Below are 21637 nucleotides of genomic sequence, written 5' to 3' on the forward strand. Positions count from 1 at the left end.
TGTGGTCACTCACGGTCACCACACCCGGGCGCCCGCTCCGCCGCAGTGTCAGGTGTTGTCGAGCACGTCGGTGACCAGGGCCTGGGCTTCCCGTTGGATGCGGGTCAGGTGCTCCGGGCCCTGGAAGGACTCGGCGTAGATCTTGTAGACGTCCTCGGTCCCCGACGGGCGGGCGGCGAACCAGCCCGACTCGGTGGTGACCTTGAGGCCGCCGATCGGGGCACCGTTGCCGGGGGCGGTGGTGAGCGTCGCGGTGATGGGTTCGCCGGCCAGTTCGGTGGCGCGTACCTGCTCCGGGGAGAGCTTGCCGAGCACGGCCTTCTGCTCCCGGGTGGCGGGTGCGTCGATGCGGGCGTAGGCGGGTGCGCCGAAGCGGTCGGCCAGGTCGGCCCAGTGCTCGCTCGGGGTACGCCCGGTGCTGCCGATGATCTCGGCGGCGAGCAGGCAGAGCAGGATGCCGTCCTTGTCGGTGGTCCAGGTGCCGCCGTCGCGGCGCAGGAAGGACGCGCCGGCGCTCTCCTCGCCGCCGAAGCCGACAGCGCCGTCGAGCAGGCCCGGCACGAACCACTTGAAGCCGACGGGCACCTCCAGCAGTGGGCGGCCGAGGTCGGCGGCGACCCGGTCGATCATCGAGGAGGAGACCAACGTCTTGCCGACGGCCGCGTCCGGACCCCAGTTCTCGCGGGTACGGAACAGGTGGGCGATGGCGACGGCCAGGTAGTGGTTGGGGTTCATCAGCCCGGCGTCGGGGGTGACGATGCCGTGCCGGTCGGCGTCGGCGTCGTTGCCGGTGGCCACCTGGTAGTCGGCGCGCCTGGCGATGAGCGAGGCCATCGCGTTCGGCGACGAGCAGTCCATCCGGATCTTGCCGTCGCCGTCCAGGGTCATGAACCGCCAGGTCGGGTCGACTGTCGGGTTGACAACTGTCAGGTCGAGCCGGTGCCGGTCGGCGATCTCGCCCCAGTAGTCGACGCTGGCGCCGCCGAGCGGGTCGGCGCCGATGCGGACCCCTGCGGCGCGGATCGCGTCCAGGTCGAGCACCGCCGGCAGGTCGTCGACGTACGCGCCGAGGAAGTCGTACGTGTCGGTGGTGTCGGCGGCGCGGGCCCGCGCGTACGGGATGCGGCGCACCTCCTTGAGCCCGGCGGCGAGGATCGCGTTCGCGCGGTCCTGGATCCACTTCGTGACGTCGGAGTCGGCCGGGCCGCCGTGGGTGGGGTTGTACTTGAATCCACCGTCGTCGGGCGGGTTGTGCGACGGGGTGATCACGATGCCGTCGGCGAGACCGCTGGTGCGTCCCCGGTTGTGGGTGAGGATGGCGTGTGACACCGCCGGGGTGGGGGTGTAGCCGTCGCGGCTGTCCAGCAGGACTGTGACGTCGTTGGCGGCGAGCACCTCCAGGGCGTCGACGGCCGCCGGGGTGGACAGCGCGTGGGTGTCCCGGCCGAGGAAGAGCGGTCCGTCCAGGCCCTGGTCCCGGCGGTAGTCGCAGAGCGCCTGGGTGACGGCGAGGATGTGGTCGGAGTTGAAGGCGTTACGCAGGCTCGACCCACGGTGCCCGGAGGTGCCGAAGGAGACCTGCTGAGCCGGGTCGGTTGGATCGGGATGCTCGGCGTAGTAGGCGGTCACCAGCCGTGGTACGTCGACCAGGTCGGCGGGCTCGGCCGGCTGGCCGGCACGGGGATGACTGCTCAAGGCTGTATTGACCTTTCGTTCGCGACTGCGGGGCTCCGCTGCGCTGCACTCCTCGCGCTCACGGTTCCACCTTCTGTCCTTTGCCGATGACCACGATGCCGTTGTCGGAGACGGTGTAGCGCTGCCGGTCGCGTTCCAGGTCCACGCCGATCTCGGCGCCCTCGGGCACCTGGACGTTCTTGTCGAGGATGGCCCGACGGACCACCGCGTGCCGGCCGATCTCGACGCCTTCCATCAGGACCGAGCCGTCCACGTGGGCCCAGGAGTGGACCTTCACCTTGGGCGAGACGATCGAGTTCTCCACCAGGGAACCGGAGATCACCGCGCCGGGCGAGACCATCGAGGCGACCGCCCGGCCGACCCGCTCACCCCACTGGTGCACGAACTTGGCCGGCGGGTACGGCGGCTGCTCGGTGTAGATCGGCCAGTCGAAGTTGTAGAGGTTGAACACCGGATGGACGTTGATCAGGTCCATGTGGGCGTCGTAGAACGAGTCGAGGGTTCCCACGTCGCGCCAGTAGCCGCGGTCCCGGTCGGTGCTTCCGGGCACCTCGTTGTCGCGGAGGTCGTAGACGTTCGCCTCGCCGCGCTCGACGAGCATCGGGATGATGCTGCCGCCCATGTCGTGCTTGCTGGTCTTGTCGTCGGCGTCGCGTTCGACAGCGTCGATGAGTGCCCGGGTGGTGAAGACGTAGTTGCCCATCGAGGCGTAGATCTCGTCGGGCGCGTCGGGCAGGCCGACGGCGTCGGTGGGCTTCTCCCGGAAGGCCCGGATCCGTCGGCCGTCCTCGCCGACCTCGATGACACCGAACTGGTCGGCCGTCGACAGCGGCTGCCGGATGCCCGCGACAGTCACCCCGGCCCCCGAGGCGATGTGGTCCTCCACCATCTGCCGGGGGTCCATCCGGTAGATGTGGTCGGCGCCGAAGACGATCACATAGTCGGGCTGCTCGTCGTAGATCAGGTTGAAGCTCTGGTAGATCGCGTCGGCCGAGCCGGCGAACCACCAGGGGCCACGGCGCTGCTGCGCGGGCACCGGAGTGACGTAGTTGCCGAGCAGCGTCGACATCCGCCAGGTCTTGGTGATGTGCCGGTCGAGGGAGTGGGATTTGTACTGGGTCAGCACGACGATCTTCAGATAGCCGGCGTTGGCCAGGTTGGAGAGGACGAAGTCGACCATGCGGTACATCCCGCCGAACGGGACGGCCGGCTTGGCCCGGTCCGTGGTCAACGGCATCAGGCGCTTGCCTTCTCCGCCGGCCAGGACGATCGCGAGCACCTTGGCAGCCATGAGCAGACGCTATCCATACCGCTGCCGGTTCACCACTCGTACGGGCACAGTTCCGCAGCCGGGTGCGGCGGCGGATTCTGCACTAGGGTGCCGGGCATGACCGACTCCGCACGGCTGCGCGTGGACCTGCTGACCCGGGAGTACCCGCCGGAGGTCTACGGCGGTGCCGGGGTGCACGTCGAGTACCTGGCCCGGGAGCTGCGCCGGATCACCGACGTGCGGGTGCACTGCTTCGGCGCGCCGCGTACCGAGCCGGGGGTTCGGGCGTACGCCGACCCGCCGGCGCTGGCCGGGACGAACGCCGCGCTGCGGACCATGGGCGTGGACCTGGAGATGGCCGCCGGGTGTGCCGGTGCCGACGTGGTGCACAGCCACACCTGGTACGCCAACCTGGCTGGGCACACCGCGAAGCTGCTGTACGGGGTGCCGCACGTGGCGACCGCGCACAGCCTTGAGCCGCTGCGGCCGTGGAAGGCCGATCAGCTCGGCGGCGGCTACGCGCTCTCCTCGTGGTGTGAACGCACCGCGTACGAGGCGGCCGACGCGATAGTGGCGGTAAGCGCGGGCATGCGTCGGGACGTGCTGGCCGCGTACCCGTCGGTCGATCCGGACCGGGTGCACGTGATCTACAACGGCATCGACACCGCGCAGTACGCCCCGGATCCGGGCACTGACGTGCTGGCGCGCCTCGGCATCGACCCGGCCCTGCCCAGCGTGGTCTACGTCGGGCGGATCACCCGGCAGAAGGGTCTGCCGCACCTGCTGCGGGCCGCCCGCGAACTGCCGGCGGACACCCAGTTGGTGCTGCTGGCCGGCGCACCGGACACCCCGGAGATCGCCGCCGAGGTGGAGGGCCTGGTCGCCGAACTGCGGGCCAGCCGCTCCGGGGTGGTCTGGGTGGCCGAGATGCTGCCCAAGTCCGAGGTGATCCAGGTGCTCACCCACGCCACCATCTTCGTCTGCCCGTCCGTGTACGAGCCGATGGGCATCGTCAACCTGGAGGCGATGGCCTGCGAGACGGCGGTGGTGGCCACCGCCACCGGCGGCATCCCCGAGGTGGTCGCGGACGGCGAGACCGGGCTGCTGGTCCCGATCGAGCAGGCGGGCCTCGACGGCGCGCCTGTGGATCCGGCCCGCTTCGAGGCCGACCTGGCGGCCCGCCTGAACGAGTTGCTGGCCGCGCCCGAGCGCGCCGCCACGCTCGGCCGGGCGGGGCGGCGACGCGCCGTCGAACACTTTTCCTGGGACGCCATCGCCGCCCGCACCCTCGACCTCTACCGCTCCCTGCGCGGGTAAGGAAGGAAGGATTACCTTCTCCCGTCCTTACCGCTCGCCGCGCAACAGCGCCATCAGGGCGTCGGTGGGCATCTGGGCGGTGGAGGTCGCGCCGCCCCGGCCACGCATGTGCCGCACCAGGCGCGAACCCCGACTCTCGCAGCTGCGCCCGCCAGCCGACTGACGCAATCTTGGACAGTTTCCGTTAGCGAAGAACGGAAACTTTCCAAGATTGCGTGGGCGCTGCATGGCGAGAGTGAGGATTCGGGCGAGCATGCCGGCTCAGGTCGCGTGCAGGCTGGCGGCGAGACGGGTCAGGTCGGCCGGGGCGGCGGTGGACCGGGCCACGACCGCGACCATGTTCCGCGCCGCCGGCCGGTCACGCACCTCGCCGCGAGCGGCGCGTTCGGCCTCCAGCAGCGCCCGCCCGGCCCGGGACATCTCACCGATCCCCGCGTACGCGCGCGCGACGTCGAGCAGGTACGCGGCCCGGTGCTCTGGCGGCAGCCACCGCCAGCCTGGGCTGGCCAGCAGTCGTTCGTGGCGTACCGTCGCCGTGGGAAGGTCTCCCCTCGCGGCCTCGACGAGCACACGGGCCGTCTGCACCGCCGCAGGGCCGAACCCTTCACCGCCGAAGCTCCCCTGGTCGGCCAGCTCGACGGCTTGGTCGACCAGCCCTCGGGCGCTGTGTTCGTCGGCCCGGTCGGCGGCGGCCAGGGCGGCCTGAATCAGGAGCCTCCCGCGCAACGACTCCACGCCGGCCGGAGGCTGGGCGCCGGGTCGGGGTCCGAGGCGGTGAGCGGCGACGACGGCGGCCCGCAAGGCAGCTCCGTTTCGGCCGCAGCAGCGCATGGCCTGACACAGCGGTACGGTGGCGACGGCGGTCAGCTGCGGATCCTCCGAGGCCAGGGCGACGGCCATCCCCCGGTCGGCGGTCAACCACGCCAACTCGCCCTGGTCCACCTTGACCATGGTCAACGCGATCAGGCCATAGACCGGCACCAGCAGCGTGTCAGTGAGCCGGCCGATGCGGGCGGACCGCACGGCGTCAAGCAGACCGGGCAGCACGGTGAGCAGCGCCGGATAATGCGCATGCCGGTAGCTCTGCTTCGCGTGTTCGAGACCGGCCCGTAACTGCGCGACGTCGGGCGGTCGGGGCGGGGCCGGCACGTGATACCGGGCCAGCGCGGCCCGGATCCGCTCCACACCGGCGTCAGCCTGTCCCGGCCGCGCGGGCCGTTCGGCAAGGAGGACCTGCACGTCGATCCGAAGGGCGTCGGCGATCTCCCGGAGGTTCGACACCCGTTCCAGCCGACGTGCCCCACGCTCGATCTTGTCGACCCAGCTCTTGGACTTGCCGAGCCGGTCGGCGAACTGCTGCTGCGTCATGTTGCGCCGTACCCGCCACTGCGCGACCCGCCGCCCCACCGGCACCTCATTGACCGCGCGACGCTCACGCATCTGTTCCCCCTTCAGGTCAGGGCGGGGCAGCACGGGACCACCCCGCCCACCACGAAGCACTCCGCTGCTGACGAGAGAACCTCTGGCGACCCAGACTTAGCGCACACTGTATACACAGTCAACACTGCACGCACAGGATGCAGGGTCGGCGTGGCATGCTCGACGCGCTGACGAGAGGCCGTTGCCATGCCCAGACAACCTGTGTACGAGCAGATCATCGCCGACGTGATCGCGTCGATACGGTCCGGCGCGCTCCAGCCCGGAGCCAAGCTTCCGTCCATCGCCCAACTGTGCGAGCAGTACCAGGCCAGCCCAACACCGATCAGGTTCGCGCTCCGGATTCTCGACGAACGAGGCTGGATCGAGGTTCACCAGGGCAAGGGGTCGTTCGTGGCGGCGGAACCGCCCTCCTGATCCGACGCCCGCTCCCCTCTCCGGTGGCCCAGGCGAGATCTTGGTTCGGGAGTGCCCCTGAGGGGGCGGTTTCGGACCAAGATTGTTTCTGTGGCCGAGGCGCCGGTCAGCCGAGCGCGAGGGGATCTCGGGCAGTAGGTTGGGGCGGTGAGCGGACGGTTCCCGATCGAAGACGTCTCCCCCGTCGTCTCCTGCGGTCGCTACCCGGCCCGTGCGGTGGTCGGCGAGCTGGTGCCGGTGTCGGCGCGCGCCTACCGCGAGGGGCACGACGCGCTCGGCTGCAACGTGGTGTGGCTCGGCCCCGACGGGTTGGCCCGCCCGTTCACCCGGATGCGTCCGGGTGAGCCCGGCCAGGACCGGTGGCACGCCACCATCGTGCCGGACGCGGTGGGCGAGTGGATGTTCACCGTGGAGGCGTTCAGCGACCCCTACCTGACCTGGCACAACGCGGTCACCAAGAAGATCGCCGCCGGCCAGGGGCCGGCTGAGCTGGCAAACGACCTGGCCGAGGGCGTACGCGTGCTCAGCGCGGCCACGAAACTGGTGCCCAAGGCGGAGCGGGCCCGCCTCAAGAAGGCCGCGCAGGCCCTGGGTGACGCCAAGCGGCAGTTGCCGCAGCGGGTGAGCCCGGCGCTGGAGTTGGCCGATCTGCTCTGGGAGCACCCCGTGCGCGAGTTGGTCACCACCGGCGAGGAGTACCGCCTCTGGGTGGACCGCGAGCGGGCCCTCTTCTCCGCCTGGTACGAGTTCTTCCCCCGTTCCGAGGGGGCGATCGCGGCGACTGTCGACGCGCCGGCCCGCTCCGGCACCTTCGCCACCGCCACCGAGCGGCTACCGGGCGTCGCGGCCATGGGTTTCGACGTGCTCTACCTGCCGCCGATCCACCCGATCGGTCGGGTCAACCGGAAGGGCCCGAACAACAGCCTGGTCGCCGGGCCGGACGACGTGGGTTCGCCGTGGGCGATCGGCGCGGCCGAAGGCGGGCACGACGCCATCCACCCCGACCTGGGTACGCCTGAGGACTTCCGGGACTTCGTCGCCGCCGCCGCCGAAGCGGGCCTGGAGGTGGCGATGGACCTGGCGTTGCAGTGCGCCCCGGATCACCCGTGGGTGACCGAGCACCCGGAGTGGTTCACCACCCGGGCCGACGGCAGCATCGCGTACGCGGAGAACCCGCCGAAGAAGTACCAGGACATCTACCCGCTGAACTTCGACAACGACCCGGACGGCATCCGCGCCGAGGTGCTGCGGGTGGTGCGGCACTGGGTCGGCGAGGGCGTGAAGATCTTCCGGGTGGACAACCCGCACACCAAGCCCGTCGACTTCTGGCACTGGCTGATCTGGGAGGTCAAGCGGGTCGACCCGGACGTGCTCTTCCTCGCCGAGGCGTTCACCCGGCCGGGGATGATGCACGGGCTGGCCAAGGTCGGCTTCACCCAGTCGTACACGTACTTCACCTGGCGGACCTCGGCGGCCGAGATGCGGGAGTACTGCACGGAGCTGGTGGCGGCGGCCGACTACATGCGGCCGAACTTCTGGCCCAACACGCCTGACATCCTGCACCCCTCGTTGCAGCACGGCGGACCGCCGATGTTCAAGATCCGGGCGGTGCTGGCGGCGCTGCTCTCCCCCTCCTGGGGCATGTACGCCGGCTACGAGCTGTTCGAGCATGTCGCGCGCCCCGGCGCGGAGGAGTACCTCGACAACGAGAAGTACGAGCTGCGCCCGCGGGACTGGGCCGGCGCGGAGGCGCGGGGCCGTTCGCTGGCGCCGTTCATCACCACCCTGAACCGGGTACGCCGGGAGAATCCGGCGCTGCGCCGGCTGCGCAACCTGGTCTTCCACGACATCGACAACCCGGCCCTGCTGTGCTGGTCCAAGCACGACCCGGAGACCGGCAACGTGGTGCTGGTGATCTGTTCGTTCGACTCGCACACCGTGCAGTGGGGCAACACCACCCTGGACATGCCGGCGCTGGGTCTGGACTGGCACGACAGGTTCACCGTACACGACGAGCTGACAGGTGCCCGCTACGACTGGGGGCAGCGCAACGCGGTCCGGCTCGACCCGTACCTGCAACCCGCGCACGTGCTCACCCTGCACCGCCCGACCGCTGGGCCCGAGCCTTCGACCGCGCCGGCGGAGGCCGGTTCGCCGGCTCAGGGCGGCACCGAGCCGGTCACCCTGACCGTTGAGGACGTACCCGCCGACCTGTCGGGTGGCACCGCACCTACCGCTCCCGCCCAGAAGGACGACACCCGATGGACCAGCTGATTTCCGGGGAGATCCACGACCCGCACGCCGTGCTCGGCGCGCACCCGGCCGGCGGGCGTACGGTGATCCGCACCCTGCGCCGGGGCGCGGCCGACGTGAGTGTGCTTGTCGGCGCGGAGCGGCACCCGATGAAGCGGGTGCACGACGTCGGAATCTTCGAGGCCGCCGTCCCCGGGGAGGTGCTCGACTACCGGCTCGACGTCGACGGGGTGCGCCACGACGACCCGTACCGCTTCCCGCCCACTCTCGGCGAGCTGGACCTGCACCTGATCAGTGAGGGCCGGCACGAGCGGCTGTGGGAGGCACTCGGTGCCCGCGTCGTCGACGGCGGGGTGGCGTTCGCGGTGTGGGCGCCGAACGCCCGGGGCGTGCGGCTGGTCGGCGACGTCACCGGCTGGGCGCCCGACGACGGCTGGCCGATGCGCTCGCTCGGCTCGACAGGCGTGTGGGAGATCTTCGTGCCGGACGCCGCCGCCGGCACCCGGTACAAGTACCGCGTGCTGGGCGCGGACGGGTACTGGCGGGACAAGGCCGACCCGCTCGCCGCGTACGCGGAGGTGCCGCCGGCCACCGCGTCGGTGGTGCACCTGTCGGCGTACGAGTGGTCCGACGCGGAATGGCTGGACCGGCGGTCACGGCGACAGCCGCACCAGGAGCCGATGAGCGTGTACGAGGTGCACCTGGCCTCGTGGCGGCCCGGCCTGGGTTACCGGGAGCTGGCCGAGCAGTTGACCGCGTACGTGGTGGAGCTGGGCTTCACCCACGTGGAGTTCCTGCCGGTGATGGAGCACCCGTTCGGCGGCTCGTGGGGCTACCAGGTCACCGGCTACTACGCCCCGACGGCCCGGTTCGGCAACCCCGACGACTTCCGGTACCTGGTGGACCGGCTGCACGCCGCCGGGATCGGCGTGATCCTGGACTGGGTGCCGGCGCACTTCCCGAAGGACGAGTGGGCGCTGGCCCGGTTCGACGGCACCCCGCTCTACGAGCATCCCGATCCGCGCCGGGGTGAGCATCCCGACTGGGGCACCTACGTCTTCGACTTCGGTCGCCGGGAGGTACGCAACTTCCTGGTCGCCAACGCGCTGTACTGGCTTGACGAGTTCCACGTCGACGGGCTGCGGGTGGACGCGGTCGCCTCGATGCTCTACCTGGACTACTCGCGGCAGGACGGGCAGTGGACGCCGAACGTGCACGGCGGCCGGGAGAACCTGGAAGCCATCGCGTTCATGCAGGAGGTCAACGCGACCGTCTACAAGCACCACGCCGGAGTGGTGATGATCGCCGAGGAGTCCACCGCCTGGCCGGGGGTGACCCGGGCGACGAGCGACGGCGGGCTCGGCTACGGGTTCAAGTGGAACATGGGCTGGATGCACGACACCCTGCTCTACACCTCGAAGGACCCGATCTACCGGCAGCACCATCACCATCAGCTCACCTTCTCCCTGGCGTACGCCTGGAGCGAGAACTACGTGCTGCCGATCAGCCACGACGAGGTGGTGCACGGCAAGGGTTCCCTGGTCGGCAAGATGCCCGGGGACACCTGGCAGCGGCTGGCGAACGTGCGGGTGCTGCTGGCGTACATGTGGGCGCACCCGGGCAAGCAGTTGTTGTTCATGGGTTGTGAGCTGGCCGACGACCGGGAGTGGAGCGAGGAACGCGGCCTCGACTGGTATCTGCTGCACGATCCGGCGCGGGCCGGCGTGCAACGCCTGGTGGGCGACCTGAACCGGGTCTACCGGGACACCCCGGCGCTGTGGGCGCAGGACACCTCCCCCGCCGGTTTCCGCTGGCTCGCCGGTGACGACGTCGCCAACAACACCGTCTCGTTCGTCCGGATCGCGCCCGACGGGGCGACTCTGGTCTGCGTGGCCAACTTCTCCGCGCTGCCGGTCGAGGACTACCGGATCGGTCTGCCGGCCGCCGGCGCCTGGGCGGAGGTGCTCAACACCGACGCCCAGCACTACGGCGGCTCCGGCGTGGGCAACCTGGGCACCGTGTACGCCGAGAACGTCCCCTGGCACGGTCAACCCGCCTCGGTGGCGCTGCGCGTGCCGCCGCTCGGTGCCCTCTGGCTCCGCCCCGCCTGAGGGCGGCGGGCACCAGGACCGGATGTCCTCGAAGCTCTCCTGTCACTCAGACATGGTCATGTCTGAGTGACCTGACGCTTACCAGGAACACAACAACCCGTCAGGCGGGCAAGAAGATCATCGAATTGTGAACTGCCCGCGCCCTCGCGTCCGTACTCCCGGTTCCAGGTGGGACGACGAGGCGGAGGATCGATGGCGAGCAGCAGGGGTACGACCCGAAACCGTGGGAGCGAGCCCTCGCCGGGACAGCGGAGGATCGCGGGGTTCGCGGCGGTCGGGGTGACCCTGGCGGTGGCTTTCGCGGTGGCGACCGGGACCAGTCAGGCAAGTGAGAACTGCGACGGCCTGGACGCCGCCGTGGGTAGCAATCTCGCGTTCATCGCCGACCAACTGGTCTTCCCGGACGAGCTGTCGGAGGCCCGGATCGCCAACCGGCAGGCGGTCATCGACCAGTTGGAGCAGCGACGCGCGGCGGCCGGCTGCACCGGCGAGGTGGAGGTGCCCGACGCGGACCCGAACGCCGCGCTCAACGGCGGCGCGGCGGAGAACTGCGACGGCCTCGACGGCGCGGTCCGCAACAACCTCGCCTTCATCGAAGGTCAGCGGCGCAACCCGGACGCGCAGTCCGAGGCGCGGATCGCCAACCGGCAGGCGGTGATCGACCTGCTCGAAGACCGGCGCACTCTGGCCGGCTGCACCGGCGAGGTCACCCTCACACCGGGCGGCTGACGCCGACGGACGGTGGGTGGGCCGGGTCGGGTGACCGGCTCCGCCCGCCTGCCGAGCAGCTCCCCCGCCGGCCCGGTCGGAACCGAGACCGGGGAACCCGAGGGCCGGCTCAGACCAGGCCGGCACCGCGGAGCAGGGTCCACAGACCCGCACCGTCGGGGGCGGAGAGCCACTTCTGCCCCACCGGCCCCTCGCGGGGGTGGTCGTGCGGGACCGGCAGGCTACCGGCGAGCACCGCCTGGGCGGGCGACAGCCGCCGGATCGCCACCGCCGCGACGTTGTCCGGGTGGGCGACCGCGAACTCGCGGTAGATCTCCTGGTCGTGCTGGCCGTCGTCGCCGACGAGCAGCCAGCGTACGTCCGGGAACTCCTTGGCCAGCCGGGCCAGGGTGGCCCGTTTGTGTTCCCGGCCGCTACGGAACCAGCGGTCCTGCGTCGGCCCCCAGTCGGTAAGCAGCAGCGCCCCGGCCGGGTAGAGATGCCGGGACAGGAACCGGGTCAACGTCGGCGCGACGTTCCACGCGCCGGTGGACAGGTAGAACACCGGCGCGCCGGGGTGGGCGGTGACCAGCCGCTCGTAGAGCACCGCCATGCCGGGTACCGCCGCGCGGGCGTGCTCGTCGAGGACGAACGTGTTCCACGCGGCGAGCAGCGGCCGGGGCAGCGCGGTCACCATCACCGTGTCGTCGATGTCGGAGATGATGCCGAACCGCACCTCGGGGTCGAGGATGCGTACCGGTGCCTCGACCGGCTCGGCGTCGGGCATGCTCAGCCGCACCGCGCCCCAGCCGGGTGGCAGGCCCGCCTCGACCACCGTGTCGATGAACCCGCTGCGGTCGGCCTGCGCCTGGTGGACCACCCCGCCGGTCTCGATTGTCACTGTGACGTGCTTGGCCGGCAGGGTGGTGAAGCTGCGCCAGCCCCGGACCTTCTCCAGCCGGCCCCGCTGGCGGGTGTCGGGGCGTCCCAGCAGCACCCGGCACATCACCCGCACCCAACCGGGCCCGCCGTAGCCGGTGTACGCGATGATGTTGGTCCGCCAGCCGGTGCGCCGCAGCCGGCGTTCCACCAGGGCATGTACGGCGTCCTCGATCCGCGCGGCCCGGTGCAGGTTCGGTACGGCCAGTTGGCCTGCGGGAGTGGGTGGCACGCAAGCAACCCTGCCACAGACCAGCCACCTCGGCCACGCGAGCTGAGCCGAACCGCCACGCCGGGCGTCGCCGCCGTGACACACTCCGGTCGGGACGGCGACGGGGGCGAGGTCGTGCCACGAGCAGGGGCGGAACCAGGGCGGCAGCGCGGGCGGTGGTGGCCACGGCTCGACCGGCCGGCGCTCGTCGCACTGCTGTTCGGGGTGGTCGGGGTCGGTTACCGGCTGGTGCTGGTGCTGACCACCGTGCCCGTCTCCAACAGCGACGAGGCCACCTTCGGGTTGGCCGCGCTGCACATCGCGCAGGGACGCGAGCAGCCGATCTTCCTCTACGGCCAGCGGTACATGGGGACTCTGGAGTCGTACCTGGCCGCACCGCTGCTCGCGGTGACCGGGCCGAGCTGGCCGGCGCTGCGGCTGCCGGTGCTCGCGCTCTACGCGCTGTTCCTCTGGCTGATCCACAGGTTGACCCGGCGGGTCGGCTCACCGTGGTTCGCCACTGTGGTCGTCGGGCTGCTCGCGCTCGGCTCCGAGCGGGTCGTCCGGGACCAGGTGACGGCTGTCGGCGGGCGCCCGGAGGTCAAGGTGGCGGTACTGGCCATGCTGCTGGTCGTGGTGGCGTTGGCCCGAGGCACGGTCCGTCACCGGGCCCTGGCGGTGGGCGGGTTCGGGCTGCTCGCCGGGGCGGCGCTCTGGTCGGACTGGCTGATCACGCCGTACCTGGCGGTGGCCGGGCTGGCCCTGGTGTGGACGCTGCGCCGGGAACTGCTCGGCTGGGCGGGTCCGCTGCTCGTCGTCGGTTTCGCCGTCGGGCTCGCCCCGATGATCCGGGACAACCTGGTGGCCCCGCCGGGACAGGACTCCCTGTCGGTGCTGCGGCGCGTCAGCGGCGAGACCGGCGCGGTCCCGCCCGTGTCGCAGCGGGTCGGCGGGGGGCTGCTGGAGGGCGTGCCGCTGGCCGCCGGGCTCTGCCCGGTCGACGGCTGCGCCCGCTGGCAGGCGTGGTTCGGGCTGCTCTACCCGGTGCTGCTGGTGGTGGCGGCGACACTCGCCGGGCTCGCGTACCGCAGGGCGAGCGGACGCCATGACCGGGTCGGGCCGGTCGTGCACCTCACACTGCTCGCCGGGGCGGCGCTGACCCTGCTGGCGTACGTGCGCAGCCCGCTGGCCGCTACCGATCCGCTGGGCAACGCCCGCTACCTGTCGGTGCTGCAACTGTCGCTACCGGCGGTGCTCTGGCCGTTGTGGGTGGCGGCGCGCGCCGCCCGACGGGGCACGGCGGGCGTGGCGGGCCGGGTCGCGGGTGCGGCGGCCACCGCCGTGCTGGGTGCCCTGGCCGCCGGCTCGCTCGTGGTGACGGTGTTGTTCGCCACAAGCGGCGCGGCTCCGGGGCGTACCGAGGAGCGACAGGCCCGGGAGCTGGCCGACACGGTACGCGCGGCCGGCCTGCGTGAGGTGTACGGCGAGTACTGGACGTGCAACAGGCTGGTCTTCAACACGGCCGAGGAGGTGGTCTGCGGGGTGGTCGACGGCAGCCTGCACCCCGGGCAGAACCGGTACCCGGCGTACTGGTGGCGGCTGGCGCGGGCGCAGCGGCCCGGGTACGTGCTGGCGGCCGACGCCCCGGCGGACCGCCGGTTGCGGGAGTTGCTCGGCGACCGGGCCGGTGCGGCGCTGCTCGCCGAGGTCGGTGGTTTCCGGGTGTACCACCCGCCGGAGCCGCTGCGGCCGTGGCGTTAGAGTCACCCATGCTCATCCTGCTGCCGCCCTCGGAGGGCAAGGCCGAGGTCGGCTCGGGCCGCCGACTGGACCTGGACCGACTCTCCCTGCCGGGGTTGAACCCGGTGCGGGAGCAGGTGCTGTCCGCGCTTGTCGCCCTCGGCGGCGAACCGCCGGAGACGGCGCTCACCGCGCTCGGTCTCGCCCCGGGGCAGCACGGCGAGCTGCGGCGCAACGCCCGACTGCGGCAGGCCGCCACCGCGCCCGCCGCCCGGATCTACACGGGCGTGCTGTACGAGGCCCTCGGCCTGGCCAGCCTCCCGGCGACGGCACAGCGGGCGGCCGGCCGGCAGGTGCTTGTCAGCTCCGGGCTGTGGGGAGCGGTACGGCTGTCCGACCGGATCCCGCCGTACCGCTGCCCGATCGGGGCGCGGCTGCCCGGCCTCGGTGCCCTGCCGGGGCTGTGGCGGCGGGACCTGGGTGCCGCGCTGACCGAGGCGGCCGGTCGCGGCCCGGTGCTGGACCTGCGCTCCGGTGCGTACGCGGCGGTCTGGACGCCCCGCGGCGAGCTGGCCGAGCGCACCCTCACGGTGCGGGTGCTGCACGAGCGGGAGGTCGACGGGGTGCCGGTGCGTTCGGTGGTCAGCCACTTCAACAAGGCCACGAAGGGTCGGCTGGTCCGGGACCTGCTGCTCGCCGGTGCCCGCCCGCGTACCGCAGGCGCACTGGTGACGGCGTTGCGGGACCTGAAGTACACGGTCTGTGAGCAGTCCACGGGTGCCGGCCGGCCCCGCCAGGTCGACGTGATCGTTTCGGAGCTGTAACCAGACGCAAGATTTCCTCAAGGCTGGACCGGATCGGTACCACCGGGGGGTGTCCCGGGTCACCGTAAGAGGACCCGACGCGACGAGGAGGCCCTCCGGTGATTGCCGAACCGATCCTGCTCGACAGGTCCCGTCCGTCATCGGCCTCGCCGGCCACCGGCACGCCGCCGTCGCCCCGGCCCGCGTCGGCGGTGCCTCCACTGGACTGGACGACCCTGGCCGACGCGTTCGAGACCGCCTGCCTGCTGCGCTGCATGCCACCGCCGGCCGCCGCCGGGTACCGACAGGCCGGGCAGCAGCCGGTCCGTCCGGCGGTCATCGAGTTCAACCGGGAGGAGGCGGCGCGGCGGACCCGGCAGCTGCTCGACCGCCTCGACATCCCGGTACGGCACGAGGTGGCCGTCGGTGGGCTGCGCCGCCGGTACGAGCTGCACCGGCTGCACGTCGGGCGCGAGCACCGCACGACGTACGCGGCGATCGTGGAGAACGGTTGGCGGCGGGGCCGGCGGGAGCTGCTCGGCGGCCCGGTGCCGGGTGCCTCCACGGCGCGGCGGCTGTGGCGTACCCGGTTGGCCGCCGCCGCCTGGCGGGCCGCGTTGCTGGCCGGTGGCCGGCATGTCCGTCGGCACATCCTCGGGGTGCGGATCACCGACCGGGAACTCGGCGCGGTGCTGGTGCGCGGCGCCGCGCTGCTCGACGTACCGGCGCTGCTGCGGCCGAACACCGGGTGCTTCCTGGTCAGCGTGGCCCACGGTCGTGACCGGGACCGGATCCTGCGGTACGCGGCGGAGGAGGCGGTGCAGCGCCCGGTGGCCTGACCGGCGGCCGAACCTGGGCCGCACCACGTTCCGCCGTCCTCCCGGGGTTGCGCCGCAGGGGTCCGGCGGCGCACAGTGCTGCCCGTGAGCCGTACCCGGTATCTCGCCCGAGCCCGGCGGCGCGGCGCCCGCGTGGCGCTGGCGCTGGCCGTGCTGCTGGCCCTGCCCGGCCTCGGCGGCTGCCGCGAAGATCCGGGCGAGCCGGTGGTCATCCGCATCGCCACCGGCAGCCCCACCGCCGTCTACCACGCCTTCGGTGAGTCGCTGGCCGCCATCCTCAACCGGGAACTGCCCCAGGTGCGGGCGGAGGTGCTTGTCACCGCGGCCTCCGCGGAGAACGTGCAACTGCTCAACGCCGGAGCCGCCGAACTCGGCTTCACCCAGGCCGACGTGCTGCGGGCCGATCCGGGTCCGAACCCGCCGGTGGTGGCGGTCGCCCGGGTCTACGACGACCTGCTGCACCTGGTCACCACTGCCGACAGCCCGGTGCGGACGCTTCCCGACCTGCGCGGTAGGCGGGTCTCGGTGGGTGCGCCCGGCTCAGGGACCAAGATCACGGTGGATCGCCTGTTGACCGCCGCCAACCTCGACGGCGCCGCGGTGCGGCAGGAGCAGCTCGGCCTGGACGACTCGGTGGCCGCGCTGCGCGCCGGACGGATCGACGCCTTCTTCTTCTCCGGCGGCCTGCCGGTACGCGCGGTCGCCCAGTTCACCGAGGACACCCCGGCCCGCATCATCGATCTCGGCCAGTGGACCGCGCCGCTGCGCCGGGGCAACCCCGAGGTGTACGTGCCCCGGGACATCCCCCGCTCGGTGTACGGCGTCGACCCGATCACCACAGTGGCCAACCCGAACTACCTGGTGGTGCGGGCCAGCCTGCCGGAGTCGCTGGTTCGCGACGTGACCCGGCTGCTGATGGAGCGTCGCTCCGAACTGGCCGCCGCCCACCCGGCGGCCGGCCGGATGAGCCCCCGCTCGGCCATCGCCACCTCGCCGTTGCCCCTGCACCCGGGCGCCGTCGACTACTACCGCGCGAGCAAGCCCTGACCGGGCTGGTCAGGCGGACCGCGCGGCCGGGGGTGTGGGGTCGCCCAGCCGGGGGAACGCCTCGGTGGAGAAGACCACCTCCACCGGCACCTCGAAGTGCCGGGCGATGCGCAGCGCCAGGTGCAGGCTCGGGCTGAACTCGCCCCGCTCCAGGTAGCCGATGGTCTGGTAGTGGACGCCCAACGCCTCGGCCAGCTGACGGCGGGAGATCCCCCGCTCCGCCCGGAGCATGGCGATGCGGTTGTGGACGACCTCATTCATGTCGACGACCCATCCTCACGTCACCCGCTGCATGGCCTTCTCGCGGCGAGCCGCCACGCTCGACCCGGATTCCCGGCGAGCCATCCGGCGCAGCACCATCGGTGCCAGCACCAACCCGGCGACCGCCCAGCCGCCGAGCACCAGCAGCGTCTCCAGGTGCCGCCACGACTCGCCGATCTCGACGGCGGCCATCGCCTCGGGCAGCAGCACGGAGCGCATGCCGAGACCGAGCCAGTAGATCGGGAAGACCTGCGCGACCGCCTGCAACCAGCCCGGCAGCGCGGTGATCGGGTAGAAGATGCCCGAGGTCGCGATGAGTCCCATCATCGGCAGCATGATCAGCCCCATGTTCCGGGGGTTGGACAGCAGCGAGCCGAAGACCGCGCCGACCGGCATGGTCGCCACCATGCCGACAAGCATCACCCAGGCCAGGGTCAGCCAGGCCCCGACGGTGTCGAGGGCGAGGACGTCGAAGAGGAAGAGCCCCGGTACGAGCAGCAGGACGACGCTGACGAAGGTCATCCCCGACACCAGGGTGATCTTGCTGATGAGGTAGCCGAACATGCCGTTCGGGGTGGCCTTGGCCCGCAGCAGGGTGCCGTCCTCCCGCTCCACGGTGAGGATCGACGCCATGCTGACCAGGCCGCCGAACGCCACTGTCATGCCGAGCGTGCTGGGCAGCGTCTGCGCGCCGAGCGAGAACTCCGTGCCGGGCACCTTGGCGCCCCGCATGAAGACCATCACCACCAGCAGGACGACAGTCGGGAAGAGGTAACCCCAGAGGGTCTCCGCGTTCGTGAAGCTCTGCCGCAGCTCGATCCGGCCCCGGTTCAGACCGGCCCGGGCGGCCACCACCAGCGGGCTCATCGACCCACCTCCTCGAACGCGCGGGTCGCGCCGTCGGCACGCCCGGACTCATGGTCGCGTACCAACGTCATGTAGGTGTCCTCCAGGCTGGCCCGGCGCACCTCAAGGTCGGCGATGTCCTCGCCGTGCTGGGCGAACAGCTCCCGGACGAAGCCTGTCGCGTCGCTTGTGGAGTGCACGAACCGGGTCCCGCCCTGACTCCAGCGCACCTCCGCGTCGGCGGAGATGCGACGGGACAGCTCGTCGGCGGACCCGCTGGCGATGATCCGGCCACCGGCCAGGATGAGGATCCGGTCGGCCAGCTTCTCCGCCTCGTCCAGGTCGTGGGTGGTGAGCAGGATCGTGGTGTCGTCGATGTCGGTGAGCCGGTGCACCAGGTCGTGGAACTCGCGGCGGGCGGCCGGGTCGAACCCGGCGGTCGGCTCGTCGAGGAAGAGCACCTCCGGCCGGCCGACGATCCCGATCGCCACGTCGACCCGGCGGCGCTGACCGCCGGAGAGCTGGCCCACCTTCTTGTCCGCGTGCTGGGTCAGCCCGACCACCTGGATCAGTTCCTCGGTGTCCCACGGCCGGCTGATCCGGTCGGTCGAGTAGGGCGCGTAGAAGGAGCCGAGGTGTGCCAGCAGCTCCCGTACCCGCCATCGGCTGTGGTCGCGCCAGGACTGGAGCACCACGCCGAGGCGGGACCGCCACCGCTCGTCGCCGCGCGCCGGGTCGGTCCCCAGCACGGTGACCTCGCCGCCGGAACGCATCCGGAAGCCTTCCAGGATCTCGATAGTGGTCGTCTTGCCGGCGCCGTTCGGACCCAACAGGGCCAGCACCTCACCCCGCCGCGCGGTGAACGACACACCTGTGAGCACATCGGTTGAGCCGTACCGCATCCGCAGGTCGCGCACGTCAAGCGTGACGCCCCGGTCGGTGGGCGACGCGGTACTGGTCGGGGTGTCCACCCCGGCAGTGACAGCCATGGACCACTACCTCCGTACGATCTGTGCGTTGGAAGATAGCATTCATACTACGGATTGGAGCAAGCGTCGGCTGCCCCGACACACTGCTGCGCTCAGGCCGGCGCGGGCGCGGACGACGCCGGATCGGTGGGCGCCCGTGGTCCGGCCACCGTGCCCGGACCGGTCGGGTCGCCCGGATCTGCCGGCGCGCCCGGGTCGGCCGGGTCGGCGGGCTCCGCCGGCTGCGGGAACCACAGCGCGGCGACCAGGCCGCGCGGCGAGTTCGGGTGCATGGTGAGCCGGCCGTCGGAGGCGTCGACGAGCACGGCGGCGATGGTCAGCCCCAGTCCGGCCCCGTCGACGTTCTGCACCTCCGGCGCCCGCCAGAACCGTTCGGTGGCCCGACCGAGCTGGCTACGGGTCATCCCCGGACCGGTGTCGCGTACCTCAAGGGTCGTCCCGCCGTCGCGGGCCTCGACGGTCACCGTCACCTCGCCGCCCGCACCGCTGAACTTCACCGCGTTGTCGATCAGGGCGTCCAGCGCCTGGTCGATGGCGGTCGGCACGGTAGAGGCGTACACCGGCCCGGGATCGGCCGCCAACCGCAGCGTGACCGACCGGTGCCGGGCCAGCGGCTCCCAGGCCGCGACCCGGGACACGGCCGCGGCCGTCGCGTCGACGGTGACCCGCTGGTTCTCGCGGCGCTCCGCCCGGGCGAGGGTGAGCAACGCGTCCAGGAGCAGCGCCAGCCGGTCGGTCTCCTCCAACGCCAGCCGGTGCTCGACCCGGCCCTGCTCGTCGCTGACGCTCGGCCCCAGCTCCTCCACCCGCAGCCGCAGCGCGGTCAACGGATTGCGGAGCTGGTGGCTGGCGTGCGCGACGAAGGCGCGCTGCCGGTCCATCACGTCGGAGACCACGTCGGCCATGTGGTTGAAGCTCTTCGCCAGTCGACGTAGCTCCGGCGGCCCCAGCCGGTGCTGCACCCGGGCACCCCGATCGCCCTCGGCGATCTCGTGGGTGACCGCGTCCAGCTCGGTGACCGGACGCAGCACCCAGCCGGCCAGCCCGAACGCGGTGAGCACGCAGGCCAGCACGGCGAGCAGGCCCAGCGCGGCGACGAGCGTCCACCAGGTGGCGACGGTACGACGGACACCGTCGGCCGGGGTGGCGGTGACCACCGCGCCGAGGACCTCACCCCCGTCGTTGATCGGCACCGCCACCACGATCGGCCCGTCCACCCACGGCCAGACCGAGTCAGGTCCGCTGGCCTGCTGCCCGGAGAGCGCGACGTCGAGCGCCTCGCTGGTGCCCGGGGCCGGCCGCCAGCTCACCGAGGCCACCACCTCCCGCCGGTCCCGGTCCACCACCGCGGCACCGATGCCGTACAACTCGTCGTAGCTGCCCAGTTCGTGATCGAGTGGGCCGGGTGTGCCGTCGCGCAACGCCGGCCCGGCCAGCGAGGCGAAGCGGGTGGCGTCGGCGAGCCGGTCGGCGCGGACCCGGTCGGTCTCCCGGGTGGTGAGCGTCACCGCCAGCGGCGTACCCAGCGCCACCACCACCAGCACCATCAGCAGCAGATAGCTGATCACCAGCCGCCGTCGCACCGTGGGCTCCTCACTCGCCCCGGAGCCGGTACCCGACGCCGCGGACGGTCTCCACCAGGCGCGCGTCACCGAGCTTGCCGCGCAGCGAACCGACGTGCACCTCGACCGTGTGCCGATCGGTGAACGTGGTGCCCCAGGCGTCGAGCAGGATCCGGTCGCGGGGCACCGCGACGCCGGGTTGCCGGGCCAGGGAGAGCAGCACGTCGAACTCCTTGCGGGTCAACGACACCGCCCGCCCGGCCACGGCGACGGTCCGGGCGGCCACGTCGATGTGGACCGGGCCGACCTCGATCAGGTTGCGCTCCGGCGCGGCGTGCGATGCCCGCCGCAGCACCGCCTCGATGCGGGCCTGGAGTTCCACCATCGAGAAGGGCTTGACCACGTAGTCGTCCGCGCCGAGCCGCAGGCCGAGCACCCGGTCCCGCTCCTCGCCCCGGGCGGTCACGGCGATGATGCCGAGTTGGCTGCTGCGCCGCCGCAACTGTCGGCACAGGTCGGTGCCGTCCCCGTCGGGCAGGGTGAGGTCGAGCAGCACCAGGTCGCAGGGGGCGGCGGAGAGCGCGGCGGCGACGGTGGCGGCGTGCTCCACCTCGTACCCGCGTCGGGTCAGCGCCGACGAGAGCGCGGCGGCCACCCGTCGGTCGTCCTCGACCAGCAGGATCCGCACCCGGCCTCCCCGTTCGGTCTGCTCAACCGCACTAGATGGTGGCAGACGAGCGGCCTGGTGCACAGGCCCGGGGGCCGTCGGGGGCGGCTCAGCCGCTCAGATCCCGAAGGTCTCGTCGGAGGTGCCGTCGCGCACCCCGTCGACGAATCCCTTGAAGCCGGGGTCGTCATGGCTGGCCGGCACGGTGGCGACGACCTCGCCGGTGGCCTCGGTGACCGCGTCGACAAGCGGCGCGAAGTCGATCTCGGCGTCGGCGAGGGTGTCGTCGTCGGCCTCCGCCAGGTTGATCACGTGTTGCACGTCCTCGGACGGCGTGTCGGGGTCGTCGGCCCAGTCGGCGCCGGCGCGGTAGCACTCGTCGTAGAGTGCGCGCTGGCTGTCGGTCCAGTCCTCGTGGTAGCTCTCCATGCCCATCCCCTCACCGGCGGCCTGCCCTTCGAGCATGCCCGCCGGGGCGTCAGGCCGGGCCGGTACCGGACAAAACCGGTTCCACGGCAACGCGCC

General features: G+C 72.0%; 19 protein-coding genes. 9 read left to right on the forward strand and 10 right to left on the reverse strand.

The features are described from left to right. Positions 1-48 precede the first annotated feature (48 nt). Complete coding sequence (pgm, locus tag Van01_RS13960; RefSeq protein ID WP_204006840.1) at positions 49-1695, reverse strand: phosphoglucomutase (alpha-D-glucose-1,6-bisphosphate-dependent); 1647 nt, start codon at positions 1693-1695, stop codon at positions 49-51. 58 nt (positions 1696-1753) lie between these two features. After that, positions 1754-2986: a glucose-1-phosphate adenylyltransferase gene (gene glgC / locus Van01_RS13965; RefSeq protein WP_204006842.1), complete on the reverse strand. Its 1233-nt coding sequence runs from the start codon at positions 2984-2986 to the stop codon at positions 1754-1756. Between the two features lie 96 nt (positions 2987-3082). Here glgC and glgA point away from each other — a divergent pair, with 96 nt between their 5' ends. Next, a complete protein-coding gene (gene glgA / locus Van01_RS13970; RefSeq protein ID WP_239099065.1) occupies positions 3083-4282 on the forward strand; it encodes a glycogen synthase in 1200 nt (399 codons plus the stop codon). 261 nt (positions 4283-4543) lie between these two features. Here the strand turns inward: glgA and Van01_RS13975 are convergent, their stop codons facing one another. Then, complete coding sequence (locus Van01_RS13975) at positions 4544-5722, reverse strand: helix-turn-helix domain-containing protein (protein WP_204006843.1); 1179 nt, start codon at positions 5720-5722, stop codon at positions 4544-4546. 186 nt (positions 5723-5908) lie between these two features. Between Van01_RS13975 and Van01_RS13980 the strand changes: the two genes are divergently transcribed. The 4 genes from Van01_RS13980 (at position 5909) to Van01_RS13995 (ending at position 11229) form a co-directional block, all read left to right on the forward strand. Continuing rightward, positions 5909-6136 (forward strand): winged helix-turn-helix domain-containing protein, encoded by a 228-nt coding sequence (locus Van01_RS13980; protein WP_204006845.1) that lies wholly within the window; start codon positions 5909-5911, stop codon positions 6134-6136. Positions 6137-6283: 147 nt separating this feature from the next. Then, the gene (locus Van01_RS13985) at positions 6284-8410 is read left to right on the forward strand and encodes an alpha-1,4-glucan--maltose-1-phosphate maltosyltransferase (RefSeq protein ID WP_204006847.1); all 2127 of its coding nucleotides are present in this window, start codon (positions 6284-6286) and stop codon (positions 8408-8410) included. Then, the gene (gene glgB, locus Van01_RS13990) at positions 8398-10500 is read left to right on the forward strand and encodes a 1,4-alpha-glucan branching protein GlgB (protein ID WP_204006850.1); all 2103 of its coding nucleotides are present in this window, start codon (positions 8398-8400) and stop codon (positions 10498-10500) included. The genes Van01_RS13985 and glgB overlap by 13 nt, the downstream gene beginning before the upstream one ends. A gap of 192 nt (positions 10501-10692) precedes the next feature. After that, a complete protein-coding gene (locus Van01_RS13995; protein WP_204006863.1) occupies positions 10693-11229 on the forward strand; it encodes a hypothetical protein in 537 nt (178 codons plus the stop codon). A gap of 109 nt (positions 11230-11338) precedes the next feature. Here Van01_RS13995 and Van01_RS14000 read toward each other — a convergent pair whose 3' ends face one another. Beyond that, positions 11339-12379 carry an App1 family protein phosphatidate phosphatase gene (locus Van01_RS14000; RefSeq protein WP_204006865.1) on the reverse strand — a complete coding sequence of 347 codons (1041 nt, stop codon included), beginning with the start codon at positions 12377-12379 and terminating at the stop codon, positions 11339-11341. Positions 12380-12493: 114 nt separating this feature from the next. On the opposite strand from Van01_RS14000, the gene Van01_RS14005 reads away from it, so the two are divergent. The 4 genes from Van01_RS14005 (at position 12494) to Van01_RS14020 (ending at position 16787) form a co-directional block, all read left to right on the forward strand. Further along, positions 12494-14119: an ArnT family glycosyltransferase gene (locus Van01_RS14005; RefSeq protein ID WP_373306257.1), complete on the forward strand. Its 1626-nt coding sequence runs from the start codon at positions 12494-12496 to the stop codon at positions 14117-14119. A gap of 8 nt (positions 14120-14127) precedes the next feature. Then, positions 14128-14922 carry a peroxide stress protein YaaA gene (yaaA, locus tag Van01_RS14010; RefSeq protein WP_204006869.1) on the forward strand — a complete coding sequence of 265 codons (795 nt, stop codon included), beginning with the start codon at positions 14128-14130 and terminating at the stop codon, positions 14920-14922. Between the two features lie 98 nt (positions 14923-15020). Beyond that, positions 15021-15740: a hypothetical protein gene (locus tag Van01_RS14015; RefSeq protein WP_373306258.1), complete on the forward strand. Its 720-nt coding sequence runs from the start codon at positions 15021-15023 to the stop codon at positions 15738-15740. A 75-nt stretch (positions 15741-15815) separates the two neighbouring features. Continuing rightward, positions 15816-16787 carry a TAXI family TRAP transporter solute-binding subunit gene (locus tag Van01_RS14020; protein ID WP_204006872.1) on the forward strand — a complete coding sequence of 324 codons (972 nt, stop codon included), beginning with the start codon at positions 15816-15818 and terminating at the stop codon, positions 16785-16787. Between the two features lie 9 nt (positions 16788-16796). On the opposite strand, the gene Van01_RS14025 is transcribed toward Van01_RS14020, so the two are convergent. The 6 genes from Van01_RS14025 to Van01_RS14050 all read right to left on the reverse strand — a co-directional run bounded on the left by Van01_RS14025 (position 16797) and on the right by Van01_RS14050 (position 21577). Next, positions 16797-17048 carry a helix-turn-helix transcriptional regulator gene (locus tag Van01_RS14025; protein ID WP_099846671.1) on the reverse strand — a complete coding sequence of 84 codons (252 nt, stop codon included), beginning with the start codon at positions 17046-17048 and terminating at the stop codon, positions 16797-16799. 15 nt (positions 17049-17063) lie between these two features. Further along, positions 17064-17915 carry an ABC transporter permease gene (locus tag Van01_RS14030; protein ID WP_204006875.1) on the reverse strand — a complete coding sequence of 284 codons (852 nt, stop codon included), beginning with the start codon at positions 17913-17915 and terminating at the stop codon, positions 17064-17066. Further along, on the reverse strand, positions 17912-18883 hold the full coding sequence (locus Van01_RS14035) for an ABC transporter ATP-binding protein (RefSeq protein WP_239093181.1): 972 nt from the start codon (positions 18881-18883) through the stop codon (positions 17912-17914). The genes Van01_RS14030 and Van01_RS14035 overlap by 4 nt, the downstream gene beginning before the upstream one ends. A gap of 92 nt (positions 18884-18975) precedes the next feature. Further along, complete coding sequence (locus tag Van01_RS14040) at positions 18976-20466, reverse strand: sensor histidine kinase (RefSeq protein ID WP_204006877.1); 1491 nt, start codon at positions 20464-20466, stop codon at positions 18976-18978. A 10-nt stretch (positions 20467-20476) separates the two neighbouring features. Next, positions 20477-21133 (reverse strand): response regulator transcription factor, encoded by a 657-nt coding sequence (locus Van01_RS14045; protein WP_204006879.1) that lies wholly within the window; start codon positions 21131-21133, stop codon positions 20477-20479. Positions 21134-21229: 96 nt separating this feature from the next. Next, positions 21230-21577 (reverse strand): hypothetical protein, encoded by a 348-nt coding sequence (locus Van01_RS14050; protein ID WP_239099067.1) that lies wholly within the window; start codon positions 21575-21577, stop codon positions 21230-21232. Positions 21578-21637 lie beyond the last annotated feature (60 nt).

It is taken from the genome of Micromonospora andamanensis, assembly GCF_016863495.1.
GTDB classification, from domain to species: domain Bacteria; phylum Actinomycetota; class Actinomycetes; order Mycobacteriales; family Micromonosporaceae; genus Micromonospora; species Micromonospora andamanensis.

Bases quoted from the DNA above. Each gene is read 5' to 3' on its own strand.
- Van01_RS14030 (WP_204006875.1), bottom strand. From the start codon at position 17,915: ATGAGCCCGCTGGTGGTGGCCGCCCGGGCCGGTCTGAACCGGGGCCGG.
- glgC (WP_204006842.1), bottom strand. From the start codon at position 2,986: ATGGCTGCCAAGGTGCTCGCGATCGTCCTGGCCGGCGGAGAAGGCAAG.
- Van01_RS13995 (WP_204006863.1), top strand. From the start codon at position 10,693: ATGGCGAGCAGCAGGGGTACGACCCGAAACCGTGGGAGCGAGCCCTCG.
- Van01_RS13975 (WP_204006843.1), bottom strand. From the start codon at position 5,722: ATGCGTGAGCGTCGCGCGGTCAATGAGGTGCCGGTGGGGCGGCGGGTC.
- glgA (WP_239099065.1), top strand. From the start codon at position 3,083: ATGACCGACTCCGCACGGCTGCGCGTGGACCTGCTGACCCGGGAGTAC.
- Van01_RS13980 (WP_204006845.1), top strand. From the start codon at position 5,909: ATGCCCAGACAACCTGTGTACGAGCAGATCATCGCCGACGTGATCGCG.
- yaaA (WP_204006869.1), top strand. From the start codon at position 14,128: ATGCTCATCCTGCTGCCGCCCTCGGAGGGCAAGGCCGAGGTCGGCTCG.
- Van01_RS14050 (WP_239099067.1), bottom strand. From the start codon at position 21,577: ATGCTCGAAGGGCAGGCCGCCGGTGAGGGGATGGGCATGGAGAGCTAC.
- glgB (WP_204006850.1), top strand. From the start codon at position 8,398: ATGGACCAGCTGATTTCCGGGGAGATCCACGACCCGCACGCCGTGCTC.
- Van01_RS14035 (WP_239093181.1), bottom strand. From the start codon at position 18,883: ATGGCTGTCACTGCCGGGGTGGACACCCCGACCAGTACCGCGTCGCCC.
- Van01_RS14025 (WP_099846671.1), bottom strand. From the start codon at position 17,048: ATGAATGAGGTCGTCCACAACCGCATCGCCATGCTCCGGGCGGAGCGG.